The organism is Leptolyngbya sp. FACHB-541, from assembly GCF_014695875.1.
Taxonomy (GTDB): Bacteria; Cyanobacteriota; Cyanobacteriia; order Elainellales; family Elainellaceae; genus JAAUTN01.
Genome location: NZ_JACJPC010000108.1, coordinates 1 through 15,338, shown reverse-complemented (window position 1 = coordinate 15,338; position 15,338 = coordinate 1). Strand labels below are relative to the sequence as shown.

The 15,338-nt window shown below is 48.1% G+C and carries 14 protein-coding genes and 2 pseudogenes; 7 read left to right on the top strand and 9 right to left on the bottom strand.

Going from position 1 to position 15,338, the window contains the following annotated elements; genetic code table 11:
- Window positions 1–238, top strand: a 238-nt coding sequence (locus tag H6G00_RS35020) for a hypothetical protein (RefSeq protein WP_206757017.1), incomplete at its 5' end; no start/stop codon positions are given.
- A 49-nt stretch (window positions 239–287) separates the two neighbouring features.
- The gene (locus tag H6G00_RS22235) at window positions 288–1,178 is read left to right on the top strand and encodes a LysR family transcriptional regulator (RefSeq protein WP_190798419.1); all 891 of its coding nucleotides are present in this window, start codon (window positions 288–290) and stop codon (window positions 1,176–1,178) included.
- On the opposite strand, the gene H6G00_RS22230 is transcribed toward H6G00_RS22235, so the two are convergent.
- From H6G00_RS22230 to H6G00_RS22205, 7 genes are all read right to left on the bottom strand, one after another.
- Window positions 1,164–1,883 carry a dienelactone hydrolase family protein gene (locus H6G00_RS22230; RefSeq protein WP_190798418.1) on the bottom strand — a complete coding sequence of 240 codons (720 nt, stop codon included), beginning with the start codon at window positions 1,881–1,883 and terminating at the stop codon, window positions 1,164–1,166. The two genes, H6G00_RS22235 and H6G00_RS22230, sit on opposite strands and share 15 nt — an antisense overlap.
- A gap of 87 nt (window positions 1,884–1,970) precedes the next feature.
- On the bottom strand, window positions 1,971–2,384 hold the full coding sequence (locus H6G00_RS35655) for an AraC family transcriptional regulator (protein ID WP_242042435.1): 414 nt from the start codon (window positions 2,382–2,384) through the stop codon (window positions 1,971–1,973).
- Between the two features lie 120 nt (window positions 2,385–2,504).
- A complete protein-coding gene (locus H6G00_RS35650) occupies window positions 2,505–2,933 on the bottom strand; it encodes a hypothetical protein (protein ID WP_242042434.1) in 429 nt (142 codons plus the stop codon).
- On the bottom strand, window positions 2,917–4,224 hold the full coding sequence (locus H6G00_RS22220; RefSeq protein ID WP_190798417.1) for a CHAT domain-containing protein: 1,308 nt from the start codon (window positions 4,222–4,224) through the stop codon (window positions 2,917–2,919). Before H6G00_RS22220 ends, H6G00_RS35650 begins: the two co-directional genes overlap by 17 nt.
- Before the next feature lie 189 nt (window positions 4,225–4,413).
- Window positions 4,414–4,935, bottom strand: a complete 522-nt coding sequence (locus tag H6G00_RS22215) for a hypothetical protein (RefSeq protein WP_190643866.1) — start codon at window positions 4,933–4,935, stop codon at window positions 4,414–4,416.
- Between the two features lie 88 nt (window positions 4,936–5,023).
- Window positions 5,024–5,452, bottom strand: a complete 429-nt coding sequence (locus tag H6G00_RS22210) for a hypothetical protein (RefSeq protein ID WP_190798416.1) — start codon at window positions 5,450–5,452, stop codon at window positions 5,024–5,026.
- Window positions 5,453–5,602: 150 nt separating this feature from the next.
- Window positions 5,603–5,785 (bottom strand): CsbD family protein, encoded by a 183-nt coding sequence (locus H6G00_RS22205; RefSeq protein ID WP_190643864.1) that lies wholly within the window; start codon window positions 5,783–5,785, stop codon window positions 5,603–5,605.
- 691 nt (window positions 5,786–6,476) lie between these two features.
- Between H6G00_RS22205 and H6G00_RS22200 the strand changes: the two genes are divergently transcribed.
- Together H6G00_RS22200 and recJ are read left to right on the top strand one after the other, a co-directional pair.
- Complete coding sequence (locus H6G00_RS22200) at window positions 6,477–7,748, top strand: glycosyltransferase family 1 protein (RefSeq protein ID WP_190798415.1); 1,272 nt, start codon at window positions 6,477–6,479, stop codon at window positions 7,746–7,748.
- Between the two features lie 295 nt (window positions 7,749–8,043).
- Window positions 8,044–9,789 (top strand): annotated as a pseudogene (gene recJ, locus H6G00_RS36780) (single-stranded-DNA-specific exonuclease RecJ); the annotation flags it as partial.
- A gap of 1,466 nt (window positions 9,790–11,255) precedes the next feature.
- Here the strand turns inward: recJ and H6G00_RS22190 are convergent.
- On the bottom strand, window positions 11,256–12,170 hold the full coding sequence (locus H6G00_RS22190) for a ChaN family lipoprotein (RefSeq protein WP_190798414.1): 915 nt from the start codon (window positions 12,168–12,170) through the stop codon (window positions 11,256–11,258).
- 140 nt (window positions 12,171–12,310) lie between these two features.
- On the opposite strand from H6G00_RS22190, the gene H6G00_RS22185 reads away from it, so the two are divergent.
- Entirely contained in the window at window positions 12,311–12,601 is a 291-nt protein-coding gene (locus H6G00_RS22185) for a hypothetical protein (RefSeq protein ID WP_190798413.1), read from the top strand.
- An 18-nt stretch (window positions 12,602–12,619) separates the two neighbouring features.
- Here H6G00_RS22185 and H6G00_RS22180 read toward each other — a convergent pair whose 3' ends face one another.
- Window positions 12,620–12,766 carry a hypothetical protein gene (locus H6G00_RS22180; protein WP_190798412.1) on the bottom strand — a complete coding sequence of 49 codons (147 nt, stop codon included), beginning with the start codon at window positions 12,764–12,766 and terminating at the stop codon, window positions 12,620–12,622.
- 256 nt (window positions 12,767–13,022) lie between these two features.
- Here H6G00_RS22180 and H6G00_RS22175 point away from each other — a divergent pair, with 256 nt between their 5' ends.
- A complete protein-coding gene (locus H6G00_RS22175; RefSeq protein ID WP_190798420.1) occupies window positions 13,023–14,105 on the top strand; it encodes an ATP-dependent 6-phosphofructokinase in 1,083 nt (360 codons plus the stop codon).
- Window positions 14,106–15,150: 1,045 nt separating this feature from the next.
- A pseudogene (locus tag H6G00_RS35015) lies at window positions 15,151–15,338 on the top strand (IS1 family transposase); the annotation flags it as partial.

The window sequence follows — 15,338 nt, the reverse complement described above, 5'->3', positions numbered from 1 at the left end:
TTTAACCCTGTTAGTGCCCGCAGTAACCGGTCGTGGTTCAGCACTCGTTGGATGTCTAGCATCGTCTTATCTCGTCACTGTTCCCTATTCTCCCTTATTCCCCGACAGGTCTAAAGAATCAGTGTTTGAAGAACACTCCACAATGATTCCGGTTCTCATAGCCTGCAATTCAGTTACAGAGCGCAAGCAACTGGTCTTCATCATAGTTAGAGGAGGAGCGATCGCTATTTCTTTGTAGCAATAGCTTGATAACTTATAGTTATTACTGTTTTCGCAACGTGAGTCTTATGGAGTTTCGCCAACTTAAATATTTCATTGCGGTTGCTGAAGAGTTACACTTTGGACGGGCGGCCGAATCCCTACACCTGAGCCAGCCTGCACTGAGCAAACAAATCCAGGCATTGGAAGACAGCCTAGAAATCCAACTGTTGGAACGGACAAAACACTGGGTTAGATTAACGGCAGCTGGACAAAAGTTTCTGGAAACTGCCCGTCGGATTTTGCGCGACGTAGAGGAAGGCATCCAAGTGACGCGGCAGGTTGCCGACGGACAAATCGGTAAAGTGAGAATTGGCTTAACAGAAGCAACTCTGTTTTGTCTGGGAGCAAGTATTTTGAGGGGTCGTCGAGAATACCCGCAGGTTGATTTGATTCTCGTTAGCGGTGGAACCGAAGCACATGTTGAGTCTCTCCGCACTCACCAAATTGACATTGGATTTGTCTATCTCCCCATTCGTGAACCCGCTCTCCAGGTAGATTTGCTCTACGAGGAAAATTACGTTGCAGCGTTGCCTACCGCTCATCGACTAGCTAAACAAAAGCAAATTCCACTTCAGGCTTTGGCTGACGAACCACTCATTTTTTACCCGCGATCGCTTGCTCCTGTCCTCTATGCCAACTTTATCAAATCCTGTGAGCAAGCTGGATTTGTCCCCAATGTTGTACAAGAAGCTGAACTCGCTCAAACTCGACTGGGGTTAGCAGCGACTGGAGCAGGAATTACATTTGTGCTGGAAGATATGCAAAATCTCACTGCAAAAGGTATAGTCTATCGACCGCTAATCGGTGATTTCCCAAGATTAAAATTGGCGCTTGCACGACGACAGACAGAAACTTCTCCCGTTGTGCTTGAGTTTCTTAAAGTTCTCAAAACCATAGCCTTATCAACCCAGAAGTAAATGTTGTCGCAAAAAACGTGTGAGTTGTTGCCAGGAATCTTCTGCGGCTACACGATTATAGGAAGACCGCTCATGATAGAAGAATCCATGATCTGCTTCAGGATAGATTTTTAATGTGTATTCTTTGTCAAGCTCCTGAAAACGAGACTCAATTTGTTGAATCCGTTCAAGTGGAATGAAGAGATCGATTCCTCCAAAAAACAGGTACATCGGCACTGTGATATTGGGTATTGCGTCGATCCACTCGTCTAGCACCATGCCATAAAAAGGAGCAGCAGCAGCAATTACCCCTGAAAACTTACAGGCAGTGAAAAAAGTGAGTCCACCGCCCAAACAAAACCCCGTTACCCCAATCCGTTCTGGATAAACCTGAGAGCAGGATTTAAGATAATTCAATGCTGCCCTGATATCTTCCTCCATTGGCTGACCAAAATCGAGGTTCCACATCATTGCCATTGCTTGCTCAACTTCGTCATATCCAAACTTATTGTGGAGCAACTGACGATAATACAAATCTGGCGCGAGTACCACATAGCCTTCGTTAGCAAGCCGAATGGCGATCTCATGAATGTGTGAAGTGAGTCCAAATGATTCCATCAGCAGGAGAATAGCTGGATGACGATCGCCCCCAACAGGCTTAGCCAAAAATGCAGGCATCTGTCCATCAGGTGTGGGAACCGTTACCTCTATTTGTTCGATCTGCATCTTTCTTCTCCATAGGAGTTTTGCTGTTGATAGCTTAAGAAGCCGTCTATGCAGATCTCTAAAAAAAAGTTGCGGAGTTTTTGGATATTATTGCGATCGCCCCTGCCATTGCTTAGGAGTCACACCAAGCGAACGTTTAAAGCATCGTGTGAAGTGACTTTGATCAGCGAAGCCTACCCGAACTGCGATTTGGGCGATGCTGAGTTCACTATGTTGCAATAAAGATTTGGCTCTCTCCATCCGAAGCTGCAAAGTGTATTGATGGGGTGTGAGCGTTGTGCTTTGCTTAAACAGTCGCAGAAAGTGATAAGGACTGAGTTGGGCGATCGCTGCCATCTCACTCAGCTTCAGGTCTTGATGTAACTGTTCGTTGATGTAATCTGTCACCTGCCGCAGCTTTGCTTGGGATAAACTACCAGAATCGTTAGAAAGGTTAGGTTTTGTGGTGCAATAGTGTCGCAACAGGTGGATTGCTAGTGTAGTTTTGAGACCATCTACCAATAAATGGCTACCTATACCTCCTATTTCTGCTTCTGCTCTTAAGGTATAAATAGTACTTTGAATTAAAGCATCCGATTCAGTTGCAAAACGTGGAACTAATTCAATTTGATCTGGATTAACCTAGTCCTGTCCTACCCGTTGAAGCAATGTAGGCTCTATCGCCAGAACAACGAATTGCGCTGGAGTGTCCCAACTACAGCGATGGGCAGTTCCCGCTGGAATAATCGCAATGTCACCTATGTGGGGGGGTTCTTGCTGACGTTTGCCATCTAGCCATCTTGCTCCCGCTTCGGTTGAATGGTGTTCGGGTGAATTGGGCAATCCGCAAGCAATGACATGCATCGGGTGTTGATGCTCTGCTGTGTCAAATTTTGGCTGTTGAAAAAGCTCTAGATGAATATCACTCCACTCCGAAATGGAGAAAATAGAGAGTCTAGGGAGTAATGAACCTGCTGCGTTGACCTGATGATAATCAACAACTACAGCGGTCTGTTGGGCGTGTTCATTTTCAACGTTCGGCAGAGTATAAACATTACCAGGGGCTACCAATCAGGGTAAATGCTGACCAGTAGTAGGGAGCAGATAAATCGAGGTTTTGAAACTGCTCCAGGTCTTCGGGCAAAGGTAGTATTCCTGCTGAGGTGAAAATTTGTCCATCCTCAATCCTCACATTTCCACTCAGCATAGCAATTTGTGTTCTTCGTAGGGCTTCTGTTTTGGTCGTGACTTCTGGGTTCGCCAACTGCCAATAAAACTCTCGCATTAATGCTAAGGTACCCAGATCGCTCACCTGCCACAGGCTTGCAACGGAAGACTTCACCCCTGCCTGAAACGCCAGTCCGGCAAATCCTAACTCTGCCTGGCGATCGCCCAACGCAGTTTGGCAAGCACTTAACACCAGTAGCTCAACGGGCAACTCACTCCAGTCTAACTGGCGCAGTTGATCTAAAGTGAGTTTATCATTTTGCCAAAGTTGAATGTATGAGTTTTCTGGCGTTCCGGGTCGAAACTGAGCATGAGTTGCCAGGTGAACAATACCAAATTCTCCCGATTCGAGCTGTTCAGCCAGATTGCTCAACGTAAACTCTTGATTCAAAAACACTTCACTTTGCCAGATATCTTGTGTGATGGTGGAAAGCTCTAAAGGAACAGCATAAAGTGTGGGCATTGCCTGAAACTCAGAGGCACCCATTGCCAGTACTTTCTCGTTCCTAAAGTTGCTGTGCTGCTGGTTGATCAGGTTAAAAGCTGGCACCAGTCCAAGATTGTATTTTTCTACTAAGAACTGTTGTCCATCATGGAGGGCTGCGAAGGGAAGCGATCGCAAAATTGCCCCACCACATAAAATTAGAGTATCAATATTTTGGGCTTGAAGCTGCGGTTCCAGAGGCGCAATCAGCCAATCATAAAGCTGTTTTGCAGAAGTTAAGTCCCTTCTTGCACCAGTTGGTCGAGAGACTGCTGTCTTAAATTCATTTGCCACTTCTAACAATTCTTGCTGTCCAGCTTCTGGCACTGTTACCCGCACGGATGGTGTTTCAGGAATGACTAATAACAGCTCTAACTCTTCAGACTGGGGGAAGGCATAGATCAACGCGAAGTTTTTGTCCGTCTCACTGTTAAGTCGTCCTAACGTTGCTGAAATTTGCTCGGCTGTTAGAGGAGTACCAACAAGCTGATTGCCGAAATAAGTTTCGTACTGTCCGCGCCAAAGCTGCTCAACTTCTGCAATGCGATCGCCCGCTTCTGTAGAGTAAGCGGGTCGAGATTGACTGCTAATCCCAACGATTAAGATAAAGCCGAGTATAAACAGACATATTCTGCGGATGGAGACTTTCATGGTGCAGCGTGAAGTGGCGATCGATATTTACATCCACAGTAGATCACTCCTTCCCCTTGATCTGCATGAAAAAGTAGGAGAAAGTCAGGAGCTATAGAAAAGGTTACAAATAGAAGGGCAAACCGCGACGCGGCTTGCCCTTCTATTTGTAACCTTAATCTCTTGAAATGGAGCTGAGAGGGTTAAACGTTATCTGTGCTTGCCCATCCATTTTGCAGCAACCGCCCCCAGCGCAGCCCCAACAACGGGGTTACTGAGAAACTTAACGATTGCAGGTTGGTCTGCCAAAACCTCATGGAAAATATCCGGGTGGCTGTGGTAGGAAAACGCGATAAGACGACTCACATCATCAGCCGACATCTTGCTGGCGTGGTGAGTTGAGAGTCCTAACTGACGCTCTAGATCGCGGTCGTGCAAACCACGCTCTTTAAAGTGCTTAAGCAAGTCGCGTGCCACATCATCCCGCTCGTTTGGCTTGATCTGAGCGATCGCCTTTTGCAGTTCAGGTTCCATTTGGCTAGACGGAACCCGTTCCGAATTAAATGAACGGCTAAACAGTTGCCGTCGCTCATCCCGGGAAGAGCGCTGAGCAAAATCGTCAAAGCTTTGATAATTATCGGCAACTTTTTCGGAGTCACTGTCTAAGGGCTCTACATTGCCCTTCGCCAAATCATTCATGATCTGACGCTTATATTCATTGCTACTTGTCATGCAAATGACCTCTTTTTCAAAACCTGTTTGAACAATTCCTGAAGGATTGCCCTCTCAAATGGGTTGACCTAATGATCAACCCCTTAAACTACTGATACTCAATCTGATGAGATTGGTTATCGTACTTTGCAGTCAAGATCAACTGCTTGTCGGGGGCATACATCAAGACCGTCAAATTGCGATTGGGGAAGTTATTGTGGAACCCCTGCGCGAGCGATCGCGCTAAAGTACGAACTTCGTTGGGACGAACATCGGGCGAAATTACTGCGCCTAGCTTGTCGTTATCCCGCACATAGGCATCCCGGATCAAACCGTGACTGGTTTGGATTACCCAATCCCCAAAGCTCTGACCGGAGGTCGTATTGCCCCGCTCAAGCTGAGAATATGCCACGTTTGGCTGGGTAGCAGATGGGCTTTGGCGGGCTTGAGTTGCTGTTCCGCAGGCTGTCGTAAAAGTAAGTACTAGAGCGAGCACCAAAGCTGTAAAGACTTTCCGACCATGTTGAAGAAAGCTCATCAACATCTCCTATTAAAAACTGACTTCAATGTTGTTGTATGAAATTGAGTAAGAAGCTCAGATGATAGGTTTAGAACTTAATCAGGTTGGGTAGGCAGAGCACCTACCCAACGTCCTAAAGGCTAAGCTTCAAACTGATTAAATTCGCGTTTAGTCAATATTGCGCTTAACAGCGTCTTTTACATCTTCCACAGAGTGGCGAGCTTCGGATTCGGTTTGCTTTGCTTTACCTTCAGCTTGATCTTTGGGGTCGCCACTGATGTTTCCCATTGCTTCTTGGGCTTTACCCTCAATGTTTTTGCCAGTTGCTTTTGCTCTATCTTCTAAACTCATAACATTTCCTCGCTTTTTGTTATTTTGCCTGTGAAGTCAAGAACGCCTGCAATTGAATGCCTGGACATCTGAAACTTCTAGCTTGGTTCAAGGCAACTTTATTTACCTTGTTACTTACTAACTTATCGGACGCGCTTCGTTTAACCCTCTACCCCAGGCCATAATTCAAAGTTTCAAGTTCTTCAAGAAATTTATTAGATTCAAGTATTTCTAAAGAGCTAATTAAATAGATGGACTTAATTAAAAGTAATTCGTATTAAAAATAGTAGAACCCAGATTGGCAAAGAGCTTTGCACTTCAACCCAATTCACCAAGCTCTTCATATGTTGCAAACTTCTCGTTGAAGAAGGATAACGTGAAAATCAAAAACCAAAAGCCTTTATCTCACAGAAAATTTTGTTTCTTACAAAAAGAAGTTTGAAGAGACTAATAGGTTCCCCTCCTACGTGTAGAGGCATCCTAGCAGAGCAAGAATTATTGATTAATTAAACTGTTGTTTCACTAGTTGTACAGCCAGTTGTAGAGCTGCCGTTTTGAGCGGCAGGCTGGTTTCAAAATGAATTTAACTGAATGAAAATCTACAGATTTGTATAAAAATATTTCTTTCCTGAGAGCGATGAGGGTTCAGCATGAAACTCCTACCCTCTTTAATGAGGAACGGTTGGTAGTGTCTTAAACCCCGATAAAAACAATGTTTTCTACAAAAAAAGGGCAGATCGCTCTCATTTCTGTTCACGGCGATCCTGCTGTGAAGATTGGAAAAGAGGAAGCTGGTGGACAAAATGTCTACGTTAAACAAGTTGGAGAAGCATTAGCTAAACAGGGTTGGCAGGTAGACATGTTTACCCGTCGAGCTGAGCCAACCCAGGAAGCAATTGTTGAGCATAGCCCTGGCTGTCGCACAATTCGCCTGACGGCTGGGCCACAGAAATTTGTGGGACGTAATAAGTTATTTGATTATTTACCAGAGTTTGTAGAAGCGTTTTTGAGTTTTCAGCAGCAGGAGGGCATCGTTTATCCGCTGGTTCACACAAACTATTGGCTCTCTTCCTGGGTCGGAATGGAATTAAGGAAGCGGCAACCTATTAAACAGATTCACACTTACCACTCTCTAGGAGCGGTAAAGTATCAGGCTTCCACGACAGTTCCTTTAATTGCCAGCACTCGTTTATCCATTGAGAAAACTTGTCTAGAAACGGTGGATTGCGTGGTGGCAACCAGCCCTCAGGAGCGAGACCACATGCGATCGCTTGTTTCTACTAAAGGCAACATCGACATCATTCCCTGTGGAACAGACATTCGTCGCTTTGGTGCAGTCGATCGCCAAACTGCTCGTCAACAGTTAGGCATTTCACCCGAGACCAAAGTAGTGCTTTATGTCGGACGCTTTGATCCGCGCAAAGGCATTGAAACCCTGGTGAGAGCGGTCAATTATCCTGAAGTCCGGCAGCACTCTGATTTTAAACTCATGATTGCAGGTGGCAGTCGCCCCGGACAAAGCGATGGAGATGAGCGGGAGCGGATTGAGGGAATTGTGAATGAGTTAGAGTTGGGCGATCGCACTGAGTTTGTCGGTCGCCTTGACCATACTCAACTCCCCACCTACTATGCTGCCGCAGATGTCTGCGTGGTGCCCAGTCACTATGAACCGTTTGGTCTGGTGGCAATCGAGGCAATGGCAAGCAGCACGCCCGTTGTTGCGAGTGATGTGGGTGGGCTACAGTTCACCGTCGTACCAGAGGAAACGGGATTGCTAGCACCTCCTCAGGATGAAGCTGCGTTTGCAGCGGCGATCGGTCGCATTTTGGCTGACCCAACCTGGCGGGAGCAGCTAAGCAAAGCCAGTCGGCAGCGGGTTGAGGCGCGCTTTAGCTGGGATGGAGTTGCCAGTCAGTTGAGTGAGCTTTATCTCTCTCATCTCAGCCAGCTTCACAATGAGTTCTTCTCAGCCAGCGTGAGCTAAAAAGCGTAGATGGACTGTAGGGGCACGGCAATGCCGTGCCCCTACGAAAATCATTCTCAAATATGAAAGGCGCAAATTCGTATCAAGCATCCTTTTATATGCAACAGTGACCTCAGCACCTCATGAATGCTACACAAGAGTGGACAACGCCCACTGGATTATGTTTATCTAATCCTTTGAGTAGTATTCATGTTCTGATTCTGAAGTCGTACTCGTGCCAGACCTGCCTCTTCCTGACCTGACCTCATCGGCTCGCGCCCAATCTGCTCGTGCCAGACAGCCCCAGTCACAGGCGATTCGGGCGCTGCGGCGATGGCCCATTCCTCAGCAGCGATGGCAGATTGCAGCACAGCAGGTAGAGCAGGCGGCAAGGCTAGCTCAGATGACGCAACTCTCGCCCCTGCTGGCACAGGTTTTAATCAACCGGGGAATTAAGACAGCAGAGGCGGCTCAGACGTTTCTCAACCCGGAGGCCCAACTGTTGCCTTCACCGATTGAGGAGTTTCCCGACCTGACGATCGCCCTGGAACTGCTGATGTGGGCGATCGCCACCCAACAAAGAATCGCGATCTGTGGCGACTATGACGCAGATGGCATGACCAGTACAGCACTGTTGATGCGATCGCTCAAATTCCTCGGTGCAGACGTAGACTATGCCATTCCCAGCCGAATGCAGGAAGGCTACGGCATCAACCAGCGCATCGTCGAGGAATTTCACGAGGAAGGGGTGAAGCTGGTTCTCACCGTAGACAACGGCATCGCTGCCTATGAGCCGATCGCTAGAGCCAGAGAACTGGGGCTAATCGTCATCGTCACCGACCACCACGACATTCCAGAACAACTGCCGCCCGCCAACGCTATTCTCAACCCCAAGCTGATCCACGAAGAGTCGCCCTATCGAGGCGTTGCAGGTGTGGGTGTGGCTTATATTCTGGCAGTTTGTCTAGCGCAATGCTTGAAAAAAACGCAGGACTTGACCACGCCACTGATTGAGCTTTTTACCCTGGGCACGATTGCTGACCTAGCTCCGCTAACGGGAGTGAATCGCCGCTGGGTGAAGCGAGGGCTAAAGCTATTGCCCAAATCCAAATTGACGGGCATCCGGGCGCTAATCCAAGTAGCAGGGCTGAGTAATGAGAAGGCACTGAAACCAGAAGCGATCGGGTTTCGCTTAGGTCCACGCATCAATGCGGTCGGGCGTATTTCTGATCCCCAGATGGTGATTGAGTTGCTGACTACGGACGATGAGGGGCGATCGCTCGAACTAGCGATGGCGTGTGAGCAGGTCAACCAACTGCGTCAACAGCTATGTGAACAAATTGAGCAGGAGGCGATCGCCTGGTGTGAGCAAAGCCAGTTTGAGCCGCAGCGCGATCGCGTACTGGTAGTTGTGCAACCTGACTGGCATCACGGCGTAATCGGCATCGTCGCATCACGGCTAGTTGAGCGCTATGGAGTGCCCGTCTTCATTGGCACCTATGAGGATGACGAGCGAGAAAAGATCCGGGGATCAGCCCGCAGTATTCCCGAGTTTCATGTGTTTGAGGCGCTTCAGTTTTGTGGGAATGTGCTGGAAAGGTTTGGTGGACATCGGGCAGCGGGTGGCTTTTCCATGAAGGCAGCGAACCTGGACGAGTGGCGATCGCGCCTGCAACTTTATGCCAGCCATCAGCTTCAGCCCGAACATCTAAAACCGCTAGTCTCTGTTGACGTACAGGCTGACCTGAGCCAGTTAAACCTGAGTCTGTATGAGCAAATTGACGCACTTCACCCGTGCGGCATTGAAAACCCTGACCCGATCTTCTGGACACCCAACTTGCGCGTGGTCGATCAGCAGACAATCGGGCGAGAGCAAGCGCACCTAAAGCTAACGGTTACTCAGGACGGACAAACTCAGGGAAAGAAGATGAAGGCGATCGCCTGGCGCTGGGGCGAATATTATCCACTGCCAGAGCGACTTGATGCCGCTTACCGACTGCGCCTAAATGAGTGGAATGGCGAAAAAAACGTTGAGCTAGAACTGGTTGGAATCAGGCTGCCTGAGGGTTCTGACTTGCCCCCAGTGCTGCCCAATAGAATGGTGGGAAATGGAACGGCGGGAAGTGAAAATGTGGGAAATGGAAATGGGGTGACCTCAGCAGTTTCTCCCGCCCAGGCACTTTCCAGGAAGCTAACCGAAGCTTTTTCTCGAAAGCAACAGCCCCATTCCAACAACCCCGAATCTTTGATTCGCTACACGATTGAGTCTCACATTCACAGGGAAGCCCAATACACGATTGAGCCGCTTGATCCAGCAGTTCCATCAGGTTTTTTTCAACCTGCAAATGGCAATTCTACCGATTTAGATAGTGAGACAGACTCAGAACCAGATGAAGCAGATTCAGCTTTACCCAATCAGGTTGAGTTTTACTACAGCAAGCGCAAATATAGCTGCATCATTTCTCGCACTAGTGACTTCAAAGAGTTAAGAATCAAGAACTCCGAAGGTCAAGTATTAGCCGTTCAACCGCGCCAAAGAATTGGACTGTTAGGCAAAAGACGCGAAGAGGCAAAAGAAGTAGACGTTTCTTTACCGCACTACTTTAACTTAATTAGAGCCGCTCTAAGCGCATTAGAACTATCCGAAAAAAGCCAGTTAATTCAAGGAAAAGATCAGCTTTTGATTGAAAAGAATCGGCAAATCGAAACACTCCATCAGCAGGTCGAATTGCTCAACCAGGAACTTAGCCAGCTTTCCAGCGAGCAGCAGCACCAGTTTCAAACATTGCAAACTGACTTACAGGCAAGGGAAGCAGCAATTCAAGCACACGAATCTCACATTGCTCGCTTGCAGACTGAACTCAGCCACTCCACACAGCTTGACCTGGAACACATTCGCCGTCAGGTTAAATCAAAAGTAGGAGAACTGATCTGGTCTTCTCTCGATCAGCGCAGCCAAAAAGATCTCTACTTTGCGTATAAGAATCACGAAATTATTCGCTCAGAAGGCTTCACCGCTCAAATTGCCGATTACTCAGAAGCAGGATTGCGCTTAGGCTTCGCCGTGGAGCGAGAAATTATTCATCCCTTCTTCAAATCTCTACACCAGTTTCTCTTAACTAACGGTGGCTCAGATGAAATTGGTGGTGTGGTGTTAGGCAACCGTAAAAAATACACGTTGGGCATGTTACCCCCTCTAATTGCCGCTCAATGGTACTCCTTTCGAGACGATGCACTAAAGCGAAGTAGTGAGTCTGAAGAAGATGACTTGTACTGTATGGTGTCCTTTGGTAAACAAGTGAGTCAAAGCGATCGCCAAAAGCTCGCAACCTTCCTTACCCGCTGGAAACATCCTTTAGCAGAATGGTTCAATGCCGGATCGATCGCTGCTGCATCCGCCATCGACCAGATCAACAAGTTGAGAAACATTGCTGCTCACGCTGAAAGCTCTCTCTATCAGTGGCAGTTTGAAATCTTGGACGCACTGGTGATCGGCAGCGAAACCAAGAACGGAATTTTTAGAGAAATCTATTCCAAAAACCAGAAGTAGTCGGCGATCACCACTCCTTCTGCCGAGTCCTCATTCACCAGATCTTCGGGTGGGTGAAGTAGGAGCGATCGCTGGCTAAACTCCGCCCCTGCAAGCCGACGCGCCACCCGATCTGGAATCCCATAGCCGTAAACAATGTGTCCTCGCCCCGCCAACACCACCACCTGATGGTCTGGATTTTCTGCCACAAAGTCAGCAACTCCCTCCGCCATCGTCTCATCCCAAAGCACCTGCGCCAAAAAGAAGTTGTCAAAGCTGCCACCATTGCCGTGCCCATGATGAACGCCTGCAAAAACCTCCTGGAGCATTTGCCGATACTGATCATTGTCCGTCCGAATCTCTGACTCAGGCGGAATCCACTGGCGATCGCTCTCCAACAACCCACCTAACCCTTTGTTTGCCACCCGACGAGTAATTTCGGTGGGCGTATTCAAGGCAATCACAGGCAAATTATGAGTCCGCGCAAATTCCAGAATCGGCTCATAGTACGCCCAGGAAAATCCCCACCGCTGGTCAAATTCGCTCTGCTGCCGCAACTCCTCTGCCGAAATTTCTCCCGCTAAATACTGATCCAGCACCGACTGATAGGGACGCTGAAACATTTCCAGAGCGACCGCCATTCGCGGATTCTGCCCATGCAGCGCTTGAATGATCTGCAACTGCGCCTCATGGTCTGCCGCACTGTCGTGCGTTTCTCCCAGATACACCACATCTGCCTGAGATAAGTCTTGCAAAACCGCCTGCACATCACAGGATTGCACTGAAACAGCTTCCGCAGACACAGGCGGCTCTGGCGCTAAAACTCGTTGGGCACTAGCAGGCACCCCCAGAAACAACAACAGTCCCAACGACCAGACGCAAGCAGCAGTTTGGATAGATTGTTCAGTTCTCATGCTCATGATGATGACGACACTTAAGATAAGGGCAGCAGACAACCTGCCCCAGCTTCCTTGTCATTAAGATAAACCAAACTACACGACCCTTGCGGCTTGAGTAACAACCGTTGTGATGCCTACAACTATGATGTTGTTCTATGACAACGAAGGAAACCATAGACAACATTAAAGATTGCGCGATCGCACTAAAGATTACAACGATCGCACTAAAGGTTTGCTCCATGACAATGAAGGAAACCATAGACAACTTGAAAGAATGCGCGATCGCACTAAGGGTTTGCCGAGACAATACAACGTTTGCAGCGATCGCAACAAAGGTTTGCGTCAAAAAACAAAAGGATTCACTGCTGACAACAAAGGAACATCTAGCAACAATAAAGGAGCGTCAGCAAACAGGAGAAGTTGAGCTTGACACAACAAAGGTGTGAAGAGACAACACAACTAAATCAGCCGCAAAATTGAAGGATCAGCCTGTGATTACTTTGAAACAGGAAAAACAACTGACTACCTGCTGCAATATCAACTGCTGGGTTAACCTGATGGGGAGAAGGGGCGATCGCCGCTAAAACTGGAGACAGGAGTATTTTGTACACTTTCGATGCGGCGGCTATTGCTTTGAACTCGCTGCTTGAAAATCTTTCGATTTTCGGAAGATGGCTTTGCTTTACGTTACCGATAGAAATGAAGCTGCAATAAAACGACACAGAAATTGGTGATTGGGTCGCTGAATTTGAAGAATCTGGACGCTGCGATCGTTCCATCCCCCTACGACAGATAATGTGGGTGAAAATTCAAGCAAAACGACGTGAGCGATTAGCTGCTGGTAATCGTCAGGAACCTGGAGGGGATGTGGGCGGACAAAAGCGAATTGGTATTTTAACCAGCGGTGGCGACTGTGCTGGATTAAATGCAGTCATTCGAGCAGTGGTGCATCGGGCAATTTCGGCATACGACTGGGAGGTGGTGGGTATTTGCAAAGCCACACAGGGATTGATGCAGCGCCCGCTAGATGTGATGATGCTGGACATTCCCCAGGTGGATTCGCTGCTGATGGTGGGTGGGACGGTGCTGGGCACTACCAACAAGGGCGACCCGTTTGCTTTTCCCGCGTCAGAGGGAACAGTGTGCGATCGATCCGCCGAAATTGTCGAGGGCTATCACGAACTGGGACTGGATGCCATGATCGGCATTGGTGGAGACGGCAGCATGGCAATTTTGCGGCGATTGGCGCAGCAGGGCGGCTGGAATTTGGTTGGTATTCCCAAAACTATTGACAATGACCTGGGAATCACAGAGCGCTCGATCGGCTTTGATACAGCGGTGAATATTGCCACAGAAGCGCTCGATCGGCTGCACTTTACCGCAACCAGCCACTCGCGTGTGATGATTCTGGAGGTGATGGGGCGCGATGCTGGACATATTGCAATGAGTGCTGGAATCGCAGGCGGCGCGGATGTGATTCTCATCCCAGAGATTCCCTACAGTATCGAAAGAATTTGCGAAAAGATCCAACAGCGGCAGGTGCGGGGACAAAACTTTTGCCTGATCGTCGTGGCAGAGTCGGTGAAAACAGAGACAGGTGAGCCGGTAACTAAACTAGAGTGCTTGGGGCAAAAGCGATATGGTGGCATTGGGCAATATCTTGCCGATCGCATTTCGGCGGGCAGCAATGCCGAAACCCGCGTAACGGTGCTGGGACATGTACAGCGGGGTGGGGTGCCATCGCCACTCGATCGTCTGATTGCTGCTGCCTTTGGCGTGGCGGCAGTGGATTTGATCGCCGAGGGCAAATTCGATCACATTGTCACTTGGCAAAATCGTCAGGTGGTTAGCGTGCCCATTCTGGAAGCTATCAGCCAATACGGCACAGTTGATCCCGACGGCACACTGGTGAAGACGGCACGAGGACTAGGAATCTGCCTGGGATCGTGAGAAAAAAGTGTTGGAGTAACGGACTGGCAGGTCTTGGTTTCGGGGTTTCTTCTTCGGTTGAACCGTTATTACTTCTGCTGGTTGATATCGCCTCAATGGAAACGACGGGAACCAGACAGAAGCGTCATGATTGACCGCTTGCTGTTAGAGAAAATTTCTCTGGCAGGCATTGCTCGTGTGCTTCCGTTATCACAATCGGGGTTGCAACACTGCGATCGCCATCTCGTACGATGCATCATGACGCACCTTTGATGATGTGCAGCCATAACTAGAATAATTGTCGAACATTCAAACACTATGAGTTGGTGCATTGGCTGTCAGCAATACACTCGCATGAGGAGCGATCGCATTAGATAAACTTCCTAGCGTACTTGCCATGAAGATAAACCCAGTCACATGAATGTTGTGATTCCTGTAACTTTGATGTTGCTCTATGACAGAAAAGGGAACATAGACCACATTAAAGATTGTGCGATCGCACTGAAGGTTCGTTGAAGCAAAACAATGTTTGCAGCGATCGCACTAAGGGTTTGCGTCAGCAAACAAAAGGACTCACTCGTCAAAACAAAGGTGCGAATAAACAACACGACGGAATCAACCGCAAAATTAAAGGATCAGCATGTGATTACTTTGAAACAGAAAAAACCAACAGACCATCTACTGCAATATCAACTGTTAGGCTACTGTTGGACTAACCTGATAGGGAGAAGGGGCGATCGCACTAAGAGGATTTAGACAAATCTACAAAACCTCGCTGTAGACCCACTCGGATTGAGGGAGATAGACAGCAGCCTTACTGTAGATCCAAAGATCCAATTAAAGTCGATTAGAGCTACAGCAATGAATTCGTTGATCCAACTGAACTTGAGTGGATCAGCAGCAAAGCTCTGTACAATAAATTGCTAGACCTCAAGTTGTCAATAGGGACGATGTGTTCAGAGTATCTGTTGGTGTCAGATTCTAAATTTTTGTTTTATTGCGATGAAACGGCGATTCAAGGTTGTCTGTTAAAATTCAGTATCAGGCGTTGCACAATAGAAGTATGATGCAATGTTCACACTGTCAATCCAACCAAACCGTCAAGAACGGACGACGCAAGGGTATCCAGAACTATCTGTGCCACAGTTGCGGTCGTCAATTTCGTGAAACTCACACCCCTCAAGGTTATTCCTTAGAGGTCAAGGCACACTGCTTGAACCTCTATCTCAATGGCATGGGCTTTCGTGCGATAGA